The following is an 18,635-nucleotide window of genomic DNA, read 5'->3' as shown; positions in this document are numbered from 1 at the left end:
TTTTAAGACCGCACTTCGGCGCGATTTTAATATACCACGTAGCTTATGAACTCCAAGGTAGGAGGAGTTCAAATAGATACTTTGTGTCTGCAGGGGATTCACATGAACCCAGCCTTTTAGACTCCATTTTCATCATTTAGCCAGAGGTTGAATATTGGTTTCAACATGATGATTGAGTTTGCGCTTTCACGCATCAACAGTGTTTAAGCAGGATCCAGCATTAAAAAACACACTGCTTAAACCTGTTGATTTGCTCAAAGGAGGTGAGTCACTTTGAGCTATAGGACTTTTGGTCTTATTTTGCAGCTAACCATGCAACGAGGTCAGTCATTACCGCTTCAAGTTTGTCGCTATAAGGCGCACCACCTTGAGCCATATCAGGTTTACCACCACCTTTACCGCCAAGTTCTTGACCAAGGTGTTTGATGATGTCACCTGCTTTTACAGCAGCAGTGTATTCTTTAGCAACCGAAGCAATGAGGCTCACTTTGTCGGCATCAACCGCTGCGATCACGATCACAGCATTGTCTAACTTAGATTTCACACCGTCGTGCAAGTTGCGAAGTGATTTCGCATCTACACCTTGAACCGTGGTGATTAATGTTTTACGGCCACCAATCTCTTGAACTTGACTCAATAACTCAGCGGCTTGGAAGCTTGCCAATTTTTGGTTCAATTGTTCAATTTGTTTTTGCAAGCTAGATGCTGTGTGAGACAAAGCTTCAACTTTTTCTAAAGTTTGATCTTTTTGCGCTTTCAGCAAGTCGTTAATTGCATGAATGTCACGATCTGCTTTTTGCGCAGCTTCAACAGCTTTAGTACCAGTAACGGCTTCAATACGACGTACGCCTGCAGCAACACCGCCTTCAGAAGTGATTTTGAATAGACCAATATCACCGGTGCGTTTTACATGAATACCGCCACAAAGTTCGATAGAGAAGTTTTTCTCATCTTTGGTTGTACCCATTGAAAGTACACGTACTTCGTCACCGTATTTCTCACCGAACAACATCATTGCGCCTTTTTCTTTGGCCGCCTCGATGTCTAAAAGTTCAGTTGAAACAGCAGTATTGGCAATCACTTCGGCATTGACAATGCGTTCAATTTCTTGAAGCTGTTCAAATGAAACAGGTTGGTCATTAGCAAAGTCAAAACGTAAAAGTTCGCTTGCAACCAATGAACCTTTTTGCTGTACGTGCGTACCTAAAACTTGGCGAAGTGCTGCATGTAATAGGTGAGTTGCAGAGTGGTTGCGCGATGTTGCTGCACGGATATCCGCTTTAACAATAGCCTCAACTGCTTGAGCTGCTTTTAAGTTACCCATGGTCACGATGCCTTGGTGTACAAAAGCGCCGCCTGATTTTTTGGTGTCTTGAACTTCAAAAATACCAGTTTCGTTTTTGAAGATACCTGTATCGCCAACTTGACCGCCACTTTCTGCATAGAAAGGAGTTTGGTTTAGAACGATTAGTGCTTCGTCACCTTCAAAAACTTCATCAACTTGTTCGCCATCTTTGTAGATTGCAACAATTTGACCTTGGCCTTGAGTTGCGTCATAGCCGTCAAATTGAGTCTCGCCTTCAACTTTCACAATTGAGTTGTAGTCGACAGCAAATTTACCAGCATCACGCGCACGTTGACGTTGAGCCGCCATTTCGACTTCGAAACCAGCTTCGTCAATGGTGAGATCACGTTCACGTGCAATGTCTGCTGTTAAGTCAGTCGGGAAGCCGTAAGTATCGTAAAGTTTAAATACAGTTTCGCCTGGAATCACTGAACCTTTAAGTTGAGCCAATTCGCCTTCAAGCAATTTCAAACCTTGCTCTAAAGTTTTTGCGAATTGTTCTTCTTCTTTCAAAAGCTGTGCTTCGATACGTGCCTGGTTAGCAGCAAGTTCAGGATAAGCAGCACCCATCACTTCGATTAACGGCTGCAACATTTTGTAGAAGAATGAACCTGTTGCACCCAATTTGTTACCATGACGTACTGCACGACGGATAATACGGCGAAGTACATAGCCACGGCCTTCGTTAGACGGGTTAACACCGTCTGCAATCAAGAAGCAGCAAGAACGTGCATGGTCAGCCACAACTTTAAGTGAAGCAGGGTATTCAACTGGTTTGTTTTCTGCTTGCGCTTTTGCTTCAAGTTCAGTGGTATCTAAACCAATGATTTCAGCAGCAGCTTTGAGTAGGTTTTGGAATAGGTCGATTTCGTAGTTCGAGTTTACATGCTGTAAAACTGCAGAAATACGTTCCAAGCCCATACCAGTATCTACAGAAGGTGCTGGAAGAGGGTGTAGTACGCCATCAGCAGTACGGTTAAACTGCATGAATACGTTGTTCCAAATTTCGATGAAACGATCGCCATCTTCTTCAGGAGTGCCCGGTAAGCCGCCCCAAATGTGGTCACCATGGTCAAAGAAGATTTCAGAACATGGACCGCAAGGACCTGTATCGCCCATTGCCCAGAAGTTATCTGAAGCGTATTTTTCGCCTTTGTTGTCACCGATACGGATAATGCGTGAAGCGTCTAGACCAATTTCTTTGTTCCAGATATCAAATGCTTCGTCATCTGTATGGTAAACAGTGGCATAAAGTTTATCTTTTGGCAGACCTAACCATTTTTCGTTGGTTAAGAAATCCCAAGCAAATGTGATGGCATCACGTTTGAAGTAGTCACCAAATGAGAAGTTACCCAACATTTCAAAGAACGTGTGGTGACGTGCTGTATAACCAACGTTGTCTAAGTCGTTGTGTTTACCGCCGGCACGGACACATTTTTGTGAAGAAGTTGCACGAACGTAGTCACGTTTTTCAAGACCGAGGAAGCAGTCTTTAAACTGGTTCATACCAGCATTTGTGAACAATAGTGTTGGGTCGTTGGCAGGTACCAGAGAACTCGACGCGACACGTGTATGCCCTTGCGATTCAAAGTAGCTTAAAAAAGCTTCGCGAATTTCAGCTGATGTCATAAAACGAGTACTCACAACCAAGTCTCTCCTAATTTCGATTTGGTAATAGCCTATCAAGCAAGTCTTACAAAATTTTAAAGCTGGCTTGAGATGCTGACATAAAATTTAAAAACGCTAAATTATAACGGAAAAAGGTGTAGTGACCAATGATTTTCGGCTATCTCTATGACTTTTTATATGTTTTAAATTTAGCGCCTATATTTTTAGATTTTTAAACCTTTGGAACGCTGAAAGTATTCATTGAATAATCTAATGAGCGCACTGTTGCGGCGTTTTATTTATATGTCTTGAAAAGTTTTAAATGTTCAACTTCAGTATGTTGATAAATGGTCTACATGAAGGTGCTTTGCATTTATATTTTTTAGTTCATTGGGGAATGTGCATGTTTACATCCAATTTAATCATAGTGTTTGGACTGGATCTTGGTGCTGTACATTTTCAGTAAAGCTAATATTTAGATCTATACAGGTGCTAAAGTTTTATAAAAATAAAGCCCAATAAGCATTAAACGAATAAATGATAACGTTTTCATGTTGAAATCCATTAACATATAGATGCTTTATTTTTGTTTTAAAACGAAGGATTGGTCATGCAGCGAGTGGCAATTAATGGATTTGGTCGAATTGGACGCAATGTATTACGCGCTTGGTTTGAAAATCCAAAGGAATTTCACTATGAAATTGTTGCCATAAATGATGTCGCTGATGTGGAAACCATGGTGCATTTGTTTAAATACGACACCACGCATGGTCGTTTTGCAGGCCAAGTCGACATTCTTGAACAAGATGGCGCTATTTTTCTAGAGATCTCTTGTGCCCAAGCACATCTCAAAGTGCAAGTTTTAAATGAAGCACAGCCGAGTCTTTTGCCTTGGCAGCAACTGAATGTCGATGTGGTACTCGAATGCACAGGTTTATTTAGATCGCGAGAGGCAGCTACACAGCATATTGGTGCAGGTGCCAAACGTGTGATTATTGGTGCAGCACCGTTTGACAGTGTTGATGCTGCGATCGTGTATGGTGTTAATCATCGTGAAGTAAAAGCGACTGATCAAATTATTTCCAGTGTGTCTTGTACCACGCAGGCTTTGGTGCCTTTAGTCAAAATTATTGATGATGCCTTTGGTATAGACACAGCACTCATGACAGAAATTCATGCTGTGACTGCGGATCAGTCTGTATTGGATCATGCACATCGTGACTTGCGTCGTGCCCGAGCTTCGGGTCAAAATATTATTCCAACGACGTCTTCAGCTCTGGGGGCATTGAAACGGGTCATGCCGAAAATGGAAGATCGAATCGCTGGCTATTCGATTCGTGTACCGACGATCAATGTCGCTGCAATCGATTTAAGTTTTGTGTCCCAATCGCTTATCACCAAGCATGAGTTAAATGCAGTGTTAAGCAAAGCTGCACGTTTTGATTATCATGAAATTATGTCAGTAACCGATGAACCTTTGGTCTCAAGTGATTTTAATCATTCACCTTATTCATTGATTGTCGATTTGAATCAAACCATGGTGGTAGGAAAACAAGCAAAAGTCTTCGCATGGTATGACAATGAATGGGGCTATGCGAACCGCTTACTCGATTTATGTGAAAGTTTTCATTCTCTTTAAAAATTCAAACTTATCCGATATAAAAAACATCTACTAGCTTATAGGTGTTTTTTATTTTCTAAAATTAGATGAAAAATCATGCGTAATGACGTTGATGTATCTCGAAAATATTGAAAAACTTTAAAAAATATTCAAGCACAGCCAATTTATTGTTTAAGATGAAAGTCAAAGAAATATATAAAGAGTATTGAGCATGATGTTGATGTTACTTTGGGGATTTATTTTATTATTGGCGCTGGCGGTTATTTTTTTAATTTGGCTACAGTTTAATCGTGACGTATCGCAATCTACCGCGCATGAAACCTTGCCACTTGAAGAAAAAGTGGTGCATCTAGAAGCCAACCTGAAAAAGACCTTGGAAATTATGCAAGACCTTGCAAAGAAAATGCATATCCAGCAAGAAGTTCTAGATCAGACCGCTCATAAATTACAACAAGTTGAATTGCAAAATGCAGAGTTGGTGAACCTTTTGGCAAAAGTGGTCAAGACAGACCAAAGCTAATCAAAAAAATACAAAAGACTGCCCACACCTCGATATCTGCATGAAGCATGTGATCTCAAGGTATGGGTATTTTTTATCCAATAAGATGATTCCTAATATTCATCATCATTGGGTTTAAATCGTAGTTCTTTCGTTATTCAAAACATGATCGCGTATTACTTAGTTAAATCAAAATTTGTCTTAATACTGCTGCTGAAAGCATGCTAATCACAACGGTAGGCAATAACGAAAAACGTGATGCTGCAAATAGCGTAATGGCCATCGCGATTAAATCAGCAGGATGATCTTTGACAAAATAGGGCGCAATCACTGAGATCAATACACAGCCGGGAACAACTTCCATAATTTGACGTTGTTTGTTGGTGAGGCTACGGTTTTTCAGTAACACATAACCCAAGATGCGGGTCAGGTAAGTGGTTAAGGCTATAAATAGAATCGCGATCAGGGTGCTAGTGTGGATCATGCATCATCTCCAATTAGGAAAAATGCAGAAGCAATGCCAGTAACTGCGCCAATCGGAACATACCAGCCCGCAGGGAGATACAAATACGCCAGAGATGCGGCAATCAAACTGACCAGCCATGGACGCGCCGCTTTAAAGCCTTTCCACATGCCACGCAGTAAAACAAGAAATACAGCAGGGAAGGCCATATCAAAACCAAGTCGACTAATATCGCCAAGTATGGGCCCGATCATTGCCCCTAGCGTGGTAAAGCCAACCCACATCAAATATAGAGCACAGCATAAGCCTGCATAGAACATCAAACTAAAGGCGCGCTGAATTCCCAAAACATTAGATTTTTTTTGCGCATCAGCCAAACCCACAGCCCAACTTTCATCGCACATAAAAAATAAAGCGGTATAAACCGTACGATTCGGTAAATGTCGTAAATACGGGACAAGGCTCGCCCCCATTAATAGGTGCCGACTATTCACTAAAAACGTAATAAACATCAGCATGAGAATATTAGGGGGATTGGTCCAAACTTCCAAAATGGCAAATTCAGATCCACCGGCAAAGTTAAGGCCAGTCAAAAGCGGAACTTCTAAACTAGAAAATCCTTTATGTGTTGCCTGAGCACCCAAAACTAATGCAAAAGGAATAATGCCCAGCAGCATTGGAATAGATGTTTTTAGACCTCGTTTAAACTCAATAGAATGCTCTGAATGGGTGTGATTGAGTGTACTTTGTCTAAACATCATCATGACGTTTTCCATGAAGTGAGATCGAAAGCAATATTTTATGGATATCTGAGCAGCATTTGGCAGCTATTTTATGAAAGATCACTTTTATTGTGCAATGAAATTGCTAAAATAAAGCTTATTGTGAAATTTAGTGCCTTTGTTAATGGATCAGATAGATAAACGCATTTTGCAAGCATTACAGCAAAATGGAAAACTACAAAATAATGAATTGGCCCAACTAGTTGGTTTATCACCTTCGCCGTGTTTGAGACGGGTTAAGCAACTAGAAGATGAAGGCTATATTGAGAAATATGTGGCTTTACTGAATCAGTCAAAATTGAATTTAAGTTTAACGGTATTTGCGCGGATTTGGCTAAAAGGTCAAGATGCAAAAACCGTGAATGATTTTGTCGCAGCGATTCAAACGATGCCTGAGGTGGTTGAATGTCAACTCATGGCAGGGGATTGTGACTTTTTCTTACGTATCGTCGTGGCAGATTTAGAAGCCTATCGAAAGTTTCAGATTCATCATTTAACGCAGATCGCCAGTGTGCAAAATGTAAAAACAGAGATACCGTTACAGGCCGTTAAACAAACTACAGCGCTTCCATTGGATTGATGTTCGTGTCTTAAATTAAGTTATTGAGCCTGATCATATTTATAACTTTGTTTAAAACTTCATCTATAGAAAGTAGGATGCTTATTATTTTTTATCAAATGGTTAAAAAATAACGTTCACAGGATTTTAAAATATAAGCATAAACATATATTTAGTTGTAAAAATTAAAGCTGTTGATGAAGTAATGAATGCTGAAGCATCTTTTATGAAAAAGTCGTGTGCAAGCGTAAAACTATCGTGCTAAACTAGGAGAAATCGGGTGTGCTCCCGATTTTTTTATGCGGATTTGTTCCGCGCTGACAAGAATTTAGGTTTACAACATGCCCATTTCAGAGACATGGTTATTACCTGATGGTGTAGCTGATGTACTGCCAGAACAGGCGCAAGTGATTGAATCTTTGCGTCGTGAAGCATTAGATTTCCTCGCATCTCGAGGTTATCAGTTGGTGTACACGCCATTCATTGAATACATCGAATCTCTATCTTCTCTTTCAGAATCGAATCAAGATTTAGACTTAGCCACTTTTAAAGTGATCGACCAACTTTCAGGTCGTTTGCTTGGTGTGCGTGCCGATATGACACCACAAGTGGCTCGTATTGATGCGCATGTACATCCTGTCGAAGGTGTAGCTCGTTATTGCTACGCTGGTACAGTACTACATACTAAGCCACAGGGTTTTAATACCACACGTGCACCTTTACAGTTAGGTGCAGAATTATTTGGTTCAGACAGCATTGATGCTGACGTTGAACTGATTGATGTCATGATCAACTTGCTTGCTAAAGCAGGTCATGCAGATGGTATTCATCTTGATTTAGGGCATGTCGGTTTATTCCGCAGCATGGTGAAACAAGCTGGCTTGAGCAAAGCAGTTGAACGTCAGTTATCTGACTTGTATCAACGTAAAGCTCTACCTGAACTTGCTGAATTCACACAAAAGCTTCCATTCGGTCAAGATTTTTATACCTTAGGTCGTTTTGCAAGTGATTTAGATGCGTTACAAGCAAATTTAAGTGCTGAAGTTTTAAATAACGAAGCATTTAAACTTGCATTTGATGCAGTGAAATCGACACAAGCCGCAATTCAGGTGCGTTGGCCAGAACTACATATTGGTATCGATGTGGTTGAACTTCGTTCATATCACTATCACACTGGTTTAATGTATGCCGTATATGCACCAAACCGTGCTGCGCCATTGGCTCAAGGCGGTCGCTATGACGGTATTGGTGAACACTTCGGCCGTGCGCGTCCAGCAACAGGTTTCTCTTGTGACTTATATGCATTAACTGCTGGTCAAGTTCAGAAAAGCCAAGTTTTGGTTGCACCAAAAGGCATCGAAGCAGATTTATTAAAGGCAATTGAGGCAGCACGTACCGAAGGATTCAGTGTTGTTCAATTGTTAGGTAATGATGATTTAAGCTCAGCACCGTATGCAACGCACCAGTTGGTGAATGCAAATGGCGAGTGGACAATCGAACAAATTTAATCGCGGATGTGCCTGCGGGCACACACGTTTTTTCCAATTTTAACAGCATGATGCAATGAGGCTATTATGGGCAAGAATGTTGTGGTACTTGGTACCCAATGGGGCGACGAAGGTAAAGGTAAGATCGTCGACCTGCTCACAGATCAAGCGGCTGCGGTAGTTCGCTATCAAGGTGGACACAACGCAGGTCATACACTTGTGGTTGGTGGTAAGAAAACTGTATTACACCTCATTCCATCTGGTATTTTACGTGACAACGTATTGTGCTTAATTGGTAATGGTGTTGTTTTATCACCTGAAGCTTTAATCCATGAAATGGAAGTTTTAGAAAAAGAAGGCGTGCCTGTACGTGAACGTCTACGTATTTCTCCAAACTGTCCGTTGATCCTTCCACACCATATCGCCCTTGACCAAGCACGTGAGAAAAAACGTGGCAATGCGAAAATTGGTACAACAGGTCGTGGTATCGGTCCTGCATACGAAGACAAAGTGGCTCGTCGTGCAATCCGTGTTGCTGACTTGGTTCGTGGTGGTGCTCATCTTAAAGCTCAACTTGAAGAGCTTCTTGAATACCATAACTTCCAATTGACTCAATTCTTCGGTGTTGAAGCAGTTAAAGTTGAAGATGTGATCGCTCTATGTGACGAATGGCGTAAAGTCATCGAACCTATGGTGATGGACGTTACTGGTGAACTCCATGCTTACCGTAAAGCAGGTAAGAAAATCATGTTTGAAGGCGCGCAAGGTTCACTTCTTGACGTTGACCACGGTACATATCCGTATGTTACATCTTCAAATACAACTGCTGGTGGCGTAAGCTCTGGTTCAGGTCTTGGTCCATTACACCTTGACTATGTATTGGGTATTACTAAAGCGTACACAACTCGTGTAGGTGCTGGTCCGTTCCCAACTGAACTTGTTTATGATGCTGCTAACGATGTTGGTGATGCGATCGGTAAACACTTGGGTACTGTAGGTTCTGAATTTGGTGCGTCTACTGGCCGTCAACGTCGTTGTGGTTGGTTCGATGCTGAAATTCTACGTCGTTCAGTAGAAGTAAACTCACTTTCTGGTATTTGCTTAACTAAACTAGACGTTCTAGATGGTTTAGAAGAAGTGAAAATCTGTGTAGGTTACGAAGCAGCTGATTCTGGTTGTGTAGGTTCTTCTGATGCGCTTGCATTTGAAACTTTAAAACCGATCTACGAAACTATGCCAGGTTGGTCTGAGTCTACTTTCGGTGCGAAATCACTAGATCAATTGCCACAAAATGCAATTAACTATGTGAAACGTTTAGAGCAATTGATTGAATGTCCAATCGACATCATTTCAACTGGTCCAGACCGTGATGAAACAATCGTATTACGTCATCCATTCGACGCATAATGTGCTGTTGAATTAAGATGTCAAAAGCCTCGCGAAAGCGGGGCTTTTTTTATAGGGCGAAGAATAAAAATTCAAAAACCGACAGGTATTATTAACTGATAAATGCAGTAACATCCGAAGTGCCATTTGATTCAAATAAAAGAATGATACGCGATAATTCATCCGCAAGTGTTTGAGACAGGACTACTTTTAATTAAAAATGTTTTTGCAATACTGTAAATATTTTGACACTAGTGAACGAGTTTTGTCGGTGAGGTGCATTGCACCGCAAGATGGTTTCCTTGCGAAGCACGCTTCTCATTTTGCCTAATGAGAAACATTGTTTCATGTGTGTACCTCCAGCCGAAGGTTAATCCCTTTATTTAAGCCCTAGATGTAAGACTCCGTCGAATATACTTAAAAGTATTTAAAAAATGTGAAATTATTTTTACGGGGTAACATCAGTATTAAATTTAAATAATGGAAAAATAAAGATTTTGAAAAAAATAAGCATAAAAATATTGAGTCAGTCAATTTTTTGTATATATTTGACACTCTTTATAAATAACTAGAGATCATGATGAATTATAAAAAATCTTTGGCATGCTTTGCCGTAGCAGCTTCTTTATCAGGTTGTACAACAATTGCCGATTTGGCCGGTGCTGATTCTGCATCTTTGAACTTACAGGCAACACAGTCTTATAACGCAATGCTGAAAGACGCACAGACCAAACAAGTGCTCGATACCAAGTCTGCGACTTATCAAAAAGTAAACCGTGTTTTCTGGAAAATGAAACCATTTGCAGATCAGATGAATCAAACGGGTCAGGTTTTTGATTGGAAAGTTGCCGTGATCAAGTCTAAAGAAATTAACGCCTATGTGGCACCAGGCGGCAAAGTTGTTTTCTATACAGGAATCGTCGAAACCCTCAAACTGACGGATGATGAAGTCGCAGCAATCATGGGTCACGAAATGGTTCATGCTTTAGAAGAACATGCAAAAAATAAAATTGGCGCTTCAGCACTGACCAATCTTGCGGTGAGTATCGGTTCACAATATGTAGGCAATGCTGCAGGCGGCTATGGTGCAACCTTGCTTGATTTGGGTAGTCAGTTCGGTGTGGGCTTACCGTATTCACGTAATTTGGAAAGCCGCGCGGATAAAGGTGGCCTAGTGATGATGGCAAAAGCTGGATACAACCCAGAAGCAGCGATCTCGTTGTGGAAAAAAATGAATGCAAATGACAACAGTGGCAATGATGCACTGAGCAAATTTATGTCTACACACCCAAGCAATAATGACCGTATTGCTGCTATGCAAAAAATGATGCCAGAAGCACAGCAATATTATAAAAATGCGACACCTTCGAGTGTACGTCGTTAATATCGGCTGTTTTCAAGACTAAAGTTGCATTTTAGTACGCTATACACATTGTGTTGAGTTGCTAAAATGCAATTTGAATTAGGAAGAGAAGTGCAGGATGCAAAAGAATATTTCGACCACCATTTTTTATTCTTTATTATTTGCGATGGGGGGAGCACCCACTATTGCTATGATGATCATTCGTGCCCAAACTCAAGATCCACAATTAATTTATCAAGCCCTGATTGGGTTGTCGGTGATTATTGCCTGTATTCTTGTGCCCATAGTTTTGATACAAAATGCTGTCTTATTTTTTAAGCGAAAAAATGTGCAGTTAGAAGAAAAAATTAAGCCATTAATGCATGTGTATTTGGGCTTGAATGTGGTTTGTTTAATCTATTGGTTGGTTCTTCAATTTTCAGCTTAAAAAAATTACATAAATACTATTATAAGTCGCTATAACTTCGTTTTAAGCTCCAAACCATAAGAATATAATATCCATAAATTCACTTATATTTTAATGGTCTGGAGTATCCTTAATGAAAAAAATAATTCTAACGAGCCTGTGTATGGCCGGTGTAATGACGATTTCGGGCTGTGCGACAGTGGCAGATATGGCAGGAGCGGATACTGCTACATTGAACGCGCAAGCAACACAAAGTTATAACAAAATGGTGGCGGATGCGCGTTCTAAAAATCAGTTAGATACTTCATCAAGTACGTATAAACGAATTAATTCAGTATTCCTCAAACTTCGCCCATTTGCAGACCAAATGAACCAAACGGGTCAAGCGTTCCAATGGCAATTGGCAGTCATGAAATCAGACCAAGTCAATGCCTTTGTCGCTCCAGGCGGTAAAGTTGTATTTTATACAGGTATCGTCAATAAACTAAATTTAACTGATGCAGAAATTGCGGCGGTTATGGGACATGAAATGGTCCATGCTCTTGAAGAACATGCAAAAAGTAAATTGGGTGCTCAAGCCTTAACGGATCTTGCGCTGAATATTGGTTTAAGTGCCGCAGGCAATAATGTCGGTCAATTGGGCACTGCTGCTGCGCAGTTAGGTAGTCAAATCGGTATAGGGTTACCGTATTCACGTTCTCTGGAAAGCCGTGCTGACCAAGGTGGTTTAATGTTAATGGCACGTGCAGGTTATAACCCACAAGCGGCGATTACACTTTGGGAAAAAATGAATAAGCTTGAAGGTGCGGGAGGTTCATCATTCCTGTCTACGCATCCATCAAACTCACAACGTATTGAAGCGATGCGTAAAAATCTACCTGCAGCGCAGCAGATTTATAACCAACGTCGTTAATTCATAAGAATTAATTATCCGTTTTAAAAAAGCAGGCCGTGGCCTGCTTTTTTGTATTTAATAGTTTGAAAAGTTCTTATATGGCATACCTATATCAGGCGCAATAAAAAAGGCAAAGTAAAAACTTTGCCTTTTTGCACTAGAGATCAGAAGATCTTAGTGGTGGTGACCGCCTGCACCGTGTACGTGACCGTGTTCAAGTTCTTCAGCAGAAGCCTCACGGATTTCAACGATTTCAACTTCGAAAGTTAAATCTTGACCAGCAAGTGGAAAGTTCGCATCAACAACAACGTTGTCGCCTTCAACAGCTTTAACTGTCACGATTTGAACGCCGTCATCAGTTTGAGCTTGGAATTGCATACCTGGTTGGATGTTGTCCACGCCTTGGAACATTTGAGCAGGAACTTCTTGAACGAGATCAGGGTTGTATTCGCCATAACCTTCGGCAGCAGGTACAGTTACAGTGAATTTTTCACCAACAGTTTTGCCTAAAAGAGCTTTTTCAAGACCTGGAATGATGTTACCAGCGCCGTGCAAATATGCTAGTGGCTCACCTTGAGATTGGTCGAGAGTTTCACCCTCTGCATTAGTCAATGTGTAGTGGAAAGAAACCACAGAGTTATTTGCAATAGCAGTCATGTTATTGATCCATTCAATTTTTTAAGGGTTACATCATAAAGTGAAATTGCACTTTTGTAGACTAAATTTATCAAAAAAATGCAATTTTTAAATGCTTATGATGCTTTTTTCATTAATCGGGGCAAATCTGTAAATTTCAATGCAATTTAATTTTAGGCGCAATTTTTCGTGTAACAAAATCTTTAGCCGTTAATAGTCCTGCATGTGCATAGCCGTAAATTGTAGCTTGATGCAGTCGATATAATGAAACATACATTGATTTGGCAACAAAGCCTTGAACATTAACCTGACCTAAAAGTTCACCTACTGCTTTATGTTTACTTAATGAGACTAAGGAACCTTTGTCTGAAAATACGAACATCGGGAGTTGCTGACCACGGATACGCGCCTTTAAGCAATCCACGAGAAATGACGCTTGTTGGCTAGCAACTTGAGCGCGTGGGCCGAGGACAGGCTCATCTGCACGCGGTTGGCAATGTGCACAATCACCAAAGGCGAAAATATCTGGGTGTGCCTTAGTTTGTAGTGTTGCATATACACTTAAACGCCCCATGTGGTCTTTTTCAAAGCCTTCAAGTTTAGAAATTACTTCTGGTGTTTTAATGCCTGCCGCCCAAACTTTTAGTTCGGCTTTAATTTTACTGCCATCATTAAAATAAACATGTTCAGCATCGACTTTTTCCACACGTTTAGAGGTTAAGACCTCAATTTTCATGCGTTGTAATTGCTGCTGTGCATGCTCGGCCATTTTTTCAGGGAGTGCAGGCAGAATCCGATCAGCACCTTCAATCAAATTGATCTGTACGCTTTGAGGATGAATTTTATTTAAACCATATTTATAAAAATTATTTTTGGCTTCAACCAATTCTGCTGAAAGTTCAACCCCCGTTGCACCTGCGCCAATAATGGCAATTTTCAACTCACGTGCTGTATTGCTATTTTGCGCATCCAAATACAACTGTAAGAGATCTTGTTGGAAGATTTCAGCTTGTTGCAGACTGTCCAAATAGTGACAATGTTCATACACGCCCGGTGTATTAAAATCGTTGGAAACTGAGCCTAAAGCAAGAACAAGGGTATCATAACTCAGTTGCAGTTGTTCTTGAGTAGATTCATATTTACCTTGTTGGACTTTGCTAAGCTGAATAGTTTTTTCAGCAGGATTGACATCTTCAAACTTAGCCAAGACAAACTCATAATGATGCTTCGCAGCATGTGCATAGTAGTTAATTTCTTCTTCACTAACCGACATCGTCCCTGCGGCAATTTCATGTAAAAGGGGTTTCCAGACATGCGTGAGTTTCATATCTACGAGGGTAATGCGTGCTTTCTTTTTTTTCCCGAGTAAATCACCGAGTTGAGTGACCAGTTCTAAACCACCGGCACCACCACCGACAATGACAATATGGTGTAACTTGGAGTCATCAGCGTTATTCATTGAATTCCCTATTTTATTATTGTTGAAAAAAAGAAGATGGCACGAGTATGCCATCTTCTTTTTTTCACGAATAACGAATTGTCTTACAAGTTACATAATCACATCATTGACCTAAAGGGTAGGTTTTAACTTCAGCTGAATCCGTATTAAAGATGCTAAAAAGACCTTTAATCCACATCATGAAACGCTCAAAAATATTGGCTTCTTCAATTTGCACGTCATCTTCAATATCAAAGGTATTGATCAGCTGATTATTTTGATAAACCGTAACGGTGGCTAATTTCATCACTTCAGCCAAAGGCGCAGTGAGTTCTTTTTCATTTACTTCAACACTCAGTTTAGTCTGTGTTTCATGAAGTGGTTCAATGGCTTGAATTTGACCATTGCCGGTATTTAAAAGAATACGTTGCTGTGTAGGGTCAAAAGCTTTTAAATCGATGGCATAAGCTTGATCATAAAGTGAAGTTGTAATTAGTTTAGGTTGTTGAGTTTCCACCTTAAACATTTTCAAGGTTGATTTAACCACAGGTAATTCTGCAATTAATTGCTTATCTTTGATTGCAACTTCATTACGTGTATAGGTATAAGCCAAGTTCATGAGGTTGTGTGCTACTTCTGCACGTTTTAATCCACTTTTTGCCCCTAATACCACAACAATCAAACGACGTTCTGGCGCGTCAGGATTCGCGATCAAACGGTTGGCTGTTAAAGCTAAATTATAACCTGCAGCTTTAGTAAAACCTGTTTTTAAGCCATCAACGGTAGGATCTTGTTTGAGTAAAATATTAGTTGCATGGTGGAAACGGTGATTATAACTAAAACTTTGTTGTTTAGAATAATTCAAATAGTCAGGTGTTTCAGTCACCAGTGCTTGCCCTAAACGTGCAAGGTCAGCCGCCGATGAATAATGTTCTGGCATGGTAATACCGGCTGGATTTTGAAAATTGGTATCATTCATGCCCAAAGCTTTAGCTTCTTTGTTCATGCGTTCAATAAATTTTGGAATATCACCAGAAATGCGTTCAGCTAAAGTCACAGCGGCATCATTGGCAGACATGACCACAAGACCTGCCAAAAGCTGATCAACTGAAATTTGTTCACCAGCTTTGAGATACATTTGTGATTCATCCCATTGAACCACTTGTACAACTGGGGTTGCGGTTAGGATTTCATTTTTCTTTAAATGACCTGCTTTAATTTCCTTTAAAGCAATATAAGCCACCATCATTTTGGTAAGTGAAGCAGGGGCACGCTGAACATGGCTATTATGTTCTGCTATCACTTGACCCGATTGAGGGTCTAAAATGGTCCAAGCTTCAGCTTCAACAGTTTCAGGGACAATATTTAAAAGGGCAGCATTTGCTATCGTGGAGCATAGAAAACTAAGCAGCGCGATGAGGTAGATCACGTGTTTCAATGAGGTTCCTTAACCAACCATTCCGTTGGTGGTAAAACGAAAAAATTTTTAGGCATGCTATGCCTTTTTTTTTCTGCTGACTAGTCATAATTGTAGACAATTACGACAGTTCCGCATTCAGTTGTAAAAAATGTTAATCTAATTGATAAGTTATCTTTTACTAATTTTATATCGCCCATTATGTTGCATTATCAAATCGAATTTGACGATTATCGTCAGCATCTAGTCCATGTCACTGCACGTTTCTTGGCAAATCCAACACAGGTGCTTTCTTTACCAACTTGGATTCCCGGAAGTTACTTAATCCGAGAATTTTCGAAGCATATCGAAGCTGTTCGAGCTTATGATGAAGATGGGCGTTTGTTACAAATAGAGAAATTTGAAAAAAATAAATGGCGCTTATTTAATACAGATCATGAGTTGATCACGGTTGAATATGATGTATATGCCTTCGATTTGTCGGTCCGTGGTGCTTATGTTGATCAAAGCCGTTTATACGTCAATCCAGCTTGCGCATGTTTAGGTTTAGTTGACCAAGAACATACAGCCATTGAGGTTGAAGTATTCTTGCCACCCGAGTTAAAGCATTTCCAACTTGCGACTGGATTGAAGTCAAAAAGTTTAGTGAAAGGTCGTTATACCTTATATGCAGATAACTATGCTCAGTTAATTGATGCACCGTTTGAACTGGCGGAACAAACCCGTTTTAGTTTTGAAGCCAACGGCATTCCACACGAATTTGTGGTTTCGGGCAAACATGCCATGAACGCGCAGCGTATGCAGCAAGACATCGAAAAAATTTGTTCGACAGAAATTTCCATGTTTGGTTCAGCACCATTTAAAGACTATACCTTTATGACCATGGCAACGGCGAATAGCTATGGTGGTTTGGAACATCCAAACAGTACGAGTTTAATTAGCCCGCGTGATGATTTACCAAAAGCCAATGAACCTGTAGAGCCTTCGGCAGATTATCAACGTTTTTTAGGTTTATGCAGCCATGAATATTTCCATTCATGGTTAGTAAAATTTATCCGTCCAGAAAACTTTGTGAATTATGATTTGAACAAAGAAGGCTACACTTCTTTGCTTTGGATATTTGAAGGTTTTACATCGTATTATGATGATTTGATTTTATTGCGCAGCGGCGTGATTAATCAGGATTCATATATCAAGCTTTTGAAAGCACAAATTGATCGCTATTTGCAAAATCCGGGTCGTGAAATTCAAACCGTTGCTGAGTCAAGCTTTGATGCGTGGGTGAAATTCTACCGTCAGGATGAAAACTCAAATAATGCAGGTACCAGTTACTATAATAAAGGCTGCCTCGTGGCGCTGTGTTTAGACCTTGGCTTACGCCTACGTGGTTCAAGTCTTGATGCCTTAATGCGTAAGCTATATGAAAATGCACAAAACGGCATTCAAGTGAATGAACGGACTATTTTCAATTTATGTAATGAATTAACAGGTGATGATTGGTTGGAACAAATCAATCATTTGATTAATACTACGGATGAATTGCCGTTAGACCAATTATTCCCTGAGTTTGGCCTAAGCTACACGCTTAAAAATGACAAATCATTGCCATTTGGTTTAAAGCTGGTCGATAAGCCTGAAGGTGTGTTGGTTCATTCTGCTCGTCGTGATGGTGCAGCGGCAAAAGCTGGCTTGTCTGCAAATGATGTGATTATTGCAATTGATGGTTTAAAAGCGACGGTTAAATTGGCAGAAAAATATGCCAAGCAAGACGGTACTTATACCGTACTAGCATTTCGCCGCGATGAACTGATGAGCTTTGAAGTGAAAGCGGCAGGTTCAGAATTAACTGAAGTTGAACTTAAAGTGGAAGATCAGGCTAAAGCGGAGAAGTGGTTGAAGGCTTAATTTGAAAAACATTTAAATTTCATGTAAAACCCATACTTAGTATGGGTTTTTTATTAGAAAAATTATGGAATTGGGGCTGCAACAATTAAATTCATTTGCAGGGTTGGTAGATGATTTATTATTGGATACAAGTCGAAAAGCTGAATTAATAAAGTGGTTTAATTTTCATTTTGATAACGAGTTCACTTTTACTGATGATGGCTGTAAAGGCTATTTTTACTATATTTTAGCGAATTGTAGTTCAGAAATTTATAAATATCAGGATGAGCATTGGTTTTCGAAAAACTTAATAACTACGGTTAATTTGTATGAGAAGTCATTATATATCCTTAAAAAAACAAATGATAATCATGGATTATTATCATTTGTTTTAACAAATTTTGGGAATTTTTTATCTTCAATAGGGCGCAGTTTTTGTGCTCAATATTATTGGGATCAAGCAATAAAAATGGATAATAACCCTGTAGCGTTAGTTGCTAAAGCACAAGGTGTAATTTTTAGGTCAAGTCAACTGTATGACCAATCACATGTAAATATTCATTACTATTTTGCAAATCAGTTGATAAAGCAGGCATACATGAGTTTTGATGCTTTAGAAGAGGAACAGAAAATTCCGTTAAAGGAGACAGGTGATTTATATCATTTTACTTGTTGGTATCAAGAGCACTTCCAAGATACTGATTTTGATTATGTAAAAGAATAAGCCTCTTTCATAAATCAAAAAACGAACAGTCTCTTGCTGATTATTTGTACCGAAGAATTTTAAATATTCATGCATAATCTGCGGATGAAATATATCGATTCAAAGAAGCTTTCTGAAACACA

16 protein-coding genes are annotated in these 18,635 nt (G+C 39.8%); 10 read left to right on the top strand and 6 right to left on the bottom strand.

Features of this window, described 5'->3' with window-relative positions:
• Window positions 1–295 precede the first annotated feature (295 nt).
• Entirely contained in the window at window positions 296–2,989 is a 2,694-nt protein-coding gene (gene alaS / locus FTU62_RS15760; RefSeq protein WP_180103169.1) for an alanine--tRNA ligase, read from the bottom strand.
• Window positions 2,990–3,563: 574 nt separating this feature from the next.
• Between alaS and FTU62_RS15755 the strand changes: the two genes are divergently transcribed.
• Together FTU62_RS15755 and FTU62_RS15750 are read left to right on the top strand one after the other, a co-directional pair.
• Window positions 3,564–4,592 (top strand): type I glyceraldehyde-3-phosphate dehydrogenase, encoded by a 1,029-nt coding sequence (locus FTU62_RS15755; RefSeq protein ID WP_180103168.1) that lies wholly within the window; start codon window positions 3,564–3,566, stop codon window positions 4,590–4,592.
• Between the two features lie 199 nt (window positions 4,593–4,791).
• Complete coding sequence (locus FTU62_RS15750) at window positions 4,792–5,094, top strand: hypothetical protein (protein ID WP_180004122.1); 303 nt, start codon at window positions 4,792–4,794, stop codon at window positions 5,092–5,094.
• A gap of 163 nt (window positions 5,095–5,257) precedes the next feature.
• On the opposite strand, the gene FTU62_RS15745 is transcribed toward FTU62_RS15750, so the two are convergent.
• Entirely contained in the window at window positions 5,258–5,557 is a 300-nt protein-coding gene (locus tag FTU62_RS15745) for an AzlD family protein (protein ID WP_111885892.1), read from the bottom strand.
• The gene (locus tag FTU62_RS15740; RefSeq protein WP_180103167.1) at window positions 5,554–6,300 is read right to left on the bottom strand and encodes an AzlC family ABC transporter permease; all 747 of its coding nucleotides are present in this window, start codon (window positions 6,298–6,300) and stop codon (window positions 5,554–5,556) included. The genes FTU62_RS15745 and FTU62_RS15740 overlap by 4 nt, the downstream gene beginning before the upstream one ends.
• 142 nt (window positions 6,301–6,442) lie before the next feature.
• Here FTU62_RS15740 and FTU62_RS15735 point away from each other — a divergent pair, with 142 nt between their 5' ends.
• The 6 genes from FTU62_RS15735 (at window position 6,443) to FTU62_RS15710 (ending at window position 12,432) form a co-directional block, all read left to right on the top strand.
• Window positions 6,443–6,898, top strand: coding sequence for an Lrp/AsnC family transcriptional regulator (locus tag FTU62_RS15735; protein ID WP_078189073.1), 456 nt, complete (start codon window positions 6,443–6,445; stop codon window positions 6,896–6,898).
• A 320-nt stretch (window positions 6,899–7,218) separates the two neighbouring features.
• On the top strand, window positions 7,219–8,385 hold the full coding sequence (locus FTU62_RS15730) for an ATP phosphoribosyltransferase regulatory subunit (RefSeq protein ID WP_180103166.1): 1,167 nt from the start codon (window positions 7,219–7,221) through the stop codon (window positions 8,383–8,385).
• 66 nt (window positions 8,386–8,451) lie between these two features.
• Window positions 8,452–9,771, top strand: coding sequence for an adenylosuccinate synthase (locus FTU62_RS15725; RefSeq protein WP_078189071.1), 1,320 nt, complete (start codon window positions 8,452–8,454; stop codon window positions 9,769–9,771).
• A gap of 559 nt (window positions 9,772–10,330) precedes the next feature.
• Entirely contained in the window at window positions 10,331–11,134 is an 804-nt protein-coding gene (locus tag FTU62_RS15720; protein ID WP_180103165.1) for a M48 family metallopeptidase, read from the top strand.
• A gap of 97 nt (window positions 11,135–11,231) precedes the next feature.
• Entirely contained in the window at window positions 11,232–11,540 is a 309-nt protein-coding gene (locus FTU62_RS15715; RefSeq protein WP_078194385.1) for a hypothetical protein, read from the top strand.
• Window positions 11,541–11,652: 112 nt separating this feature from the next.
• The gene (locus FTU62_RS15710; RefSeq protein WP_111885895.1) at window positions 11,653–12,432 is read left to right on the top strand and encodes a M48 family metallopeptidase; all 780 of its coding nucleotides are present in this window, start codon (window positions 11,653–11,655) and stop codon (window positions 12,430–12,432) included.
• 156 nt (window positions 12,433–12,588) lie between these two features.
• Here the strand turns inward: FTU62_RS15710 and FTU62_RS15705 are convergent, their stop codons facing one another.
• The 3 genes from FTU62_RS15705 to FTU62_RS15695 form a co-directional block, all read right to left on the bottom strand.
• Window positions 12,589–13,071 (bottom strand): peptidylprolyl isomerase, encoded by a 483-nt coding sequence (locus FTU62_RS15705; protein ID WP_078194383.1) that lies wholly within the window; start codon window positions 13,069–13,071, stop codon window positions 12,589–12,591.
• Between the two features lie 136 nt (window positions 13,072–13,207).
• On the bottom strand, window positions 13,208–14,509 hold the full coding sequence (locus tag FTU62_RS15700) for an NAD(P)/FAD-dependent oxidoreductase (RefSeq protein ID WP_180103164.1): 1,302 nt from the start codon (window positions 14,507–14,509) through the stop codon (window positions 13,208–13,210).
• 103 nt (window positions 14,510–14,612) lie between these two features.
• Window positions 14,613–15,926 carry a D-alanyl-D-alanine carboxypeptidase PBP6B gene (locus FTU62_RS15695; protein WP_168379355.1) on the bottom strand — a complete coding sequence of 438 codons (1,314 nt, stop codon included), beginning with the start codon at window positions 15,924–15,926 and terminating at the stop codon, window positions 14,613–14,615.
• A 180-nt stretch (window positions 15,927–16,106) separates the two neighbouring features.
• Between FTU62_RS15695 and FTU62_RS15690 the strand changes: the two genes are divergently transcribed.
• Both FTU62_RS15690 and FTU62_RS15685 read left to right on the top strand, forming a co-directional pair.
• The gene (locus FTU62_RS15690) at window positions 16,107–17,810 is read left to right on the top strand and encodes a M61 family metallopeptidase (protein WP_180103163.1); all 1,704 of its coding nucleotides are present in this window, start codon (window positions 16,107–16,109) and stop codon (window positions 17,808–17,810) included.
• A gap of 64 nt (window positions 17,811–17,874) precedes the next feature.
• Window positions 17,875–18,513 carry a hypothetical protein gene (locus FTU62_RS15685; protein ID WP_180103162.1) on the top strand — a complete coding sequence of 213 codons (639 nt, stop codon included), beginning with the start codon at window positions 17,875–17,877 and terminating at the stop codon, window positions 18,511–18,513.
• Window positions 18,514–18,635: the final 122 nt, after the last annotated feature.

It is taken from the genome of Acinetobacter sp. YH12126, assembly GCF_013418745.1.
Classification (GTDB): Bacteria; Pseudomonadota; Gammaproteobacteria; order Pseudomonadales; family Moraxellaceae; genus Acinetobacter; species Acinetobacter amyesii.
The sequence above is the reverse complement of the archived record's forward strand: the minus strand, read 5'-3'. Positions and strand labels throughout refer to the sequence as shown.

Excerpts from the sequence above, each read along its gene's own strand:
- FTU62_RS15755 (WP_180103168.1), top strand. The coding sequence starts at position 3,564 with ATGCAGCGAGTGGCAATTAATGGATTTGGTCGAATTGGACGCAATGTA.
- FTU62_RS15745 (WP_111885892.1), bottom strand. The coding sequence starts at position 5,557 with ATGATCCACACTAGCACCCTGATCGCGATTCTATTTATAGCCTTAACC.
- FTU62_RS15740 (WP_180103167.1), bottom strand. The coding sequence starts at position 6,300 with ATGATGATGTTTAGACAAAGTACACTCAATCACACCCATTCAGAGCAT.
- FTU62_RS15735 (WP_078189073.1), top strand. The coding sequence starts at position 6,443 with ATGGATCAGATAGATAAACGCATTTTGCAAGCATTACAGCAAAATGGA.
- FTU62_RS15730 (WP_180103166.1), top strand. The coding sequence starts at position 7,219 with ATGCCCATTTCAGAGACATGGTTATTACCTGATGGTGTAGCTGATGTA.
- FTU62_RS15725 (WP_078189071.1), top strand. The coding sequence starts at position 8,452 with ATGGGCAAGAATGTTGTGGTACTTGGTACCCAATGGGGCGACGAAGGT.
- FTU62_RS15720 (WP_180103165.1), top strand. The coding sequence starts at position 10,331 with ATGAATTATAAAAAATCTTTGGCATGCTTTGCCGTAGCAGCTTCTTTA.
- FTU62_RS15715 (WP_078194385.1), top strand. The coding sequence starts at position 11,232 with ATGCAAAAGAATATTTCGACCACCATTTTTTATTCTTTATTATTTGCG.
- FTU62_RS15710 (WP_111885895.1), top strand. The coding sequence starts at position 11,653 with ATGAAAAAAATAATTCTAACGAGCCTGTGTATGGCCGGTGTAATGACG.
- FTU62_RS15705 (WP_078194383.1), bottom strand. The coding sequence starts at position 13,071 with ATGACTGCTATTGCAAATAACTCTGTGGTTTCTTTCCACTACACATTG.
- FTU62_RS15700 (WP_180103164.1), bottom strand. The coding sequence starts at position 14,509 with ATGAATAACGCTGATGACTCCAAGTTACACCATATTGTCATTGTCGGT.
- FTU62_RS15690 (WP_180103163.1), top strand. The coding sequence starts at position 16,107 with ATGTTGCATTATCAAATCGAATTTGACGATTATCGTCAGCATCTAGTC.
- FTU62_RS15685 (WP_180103162.1), top strand. The coding sequence starts at position 17,875 with ATGGAATTGGGGCTGCAACAATTAAATTCATTTGCAGGGTTGGTAGAT.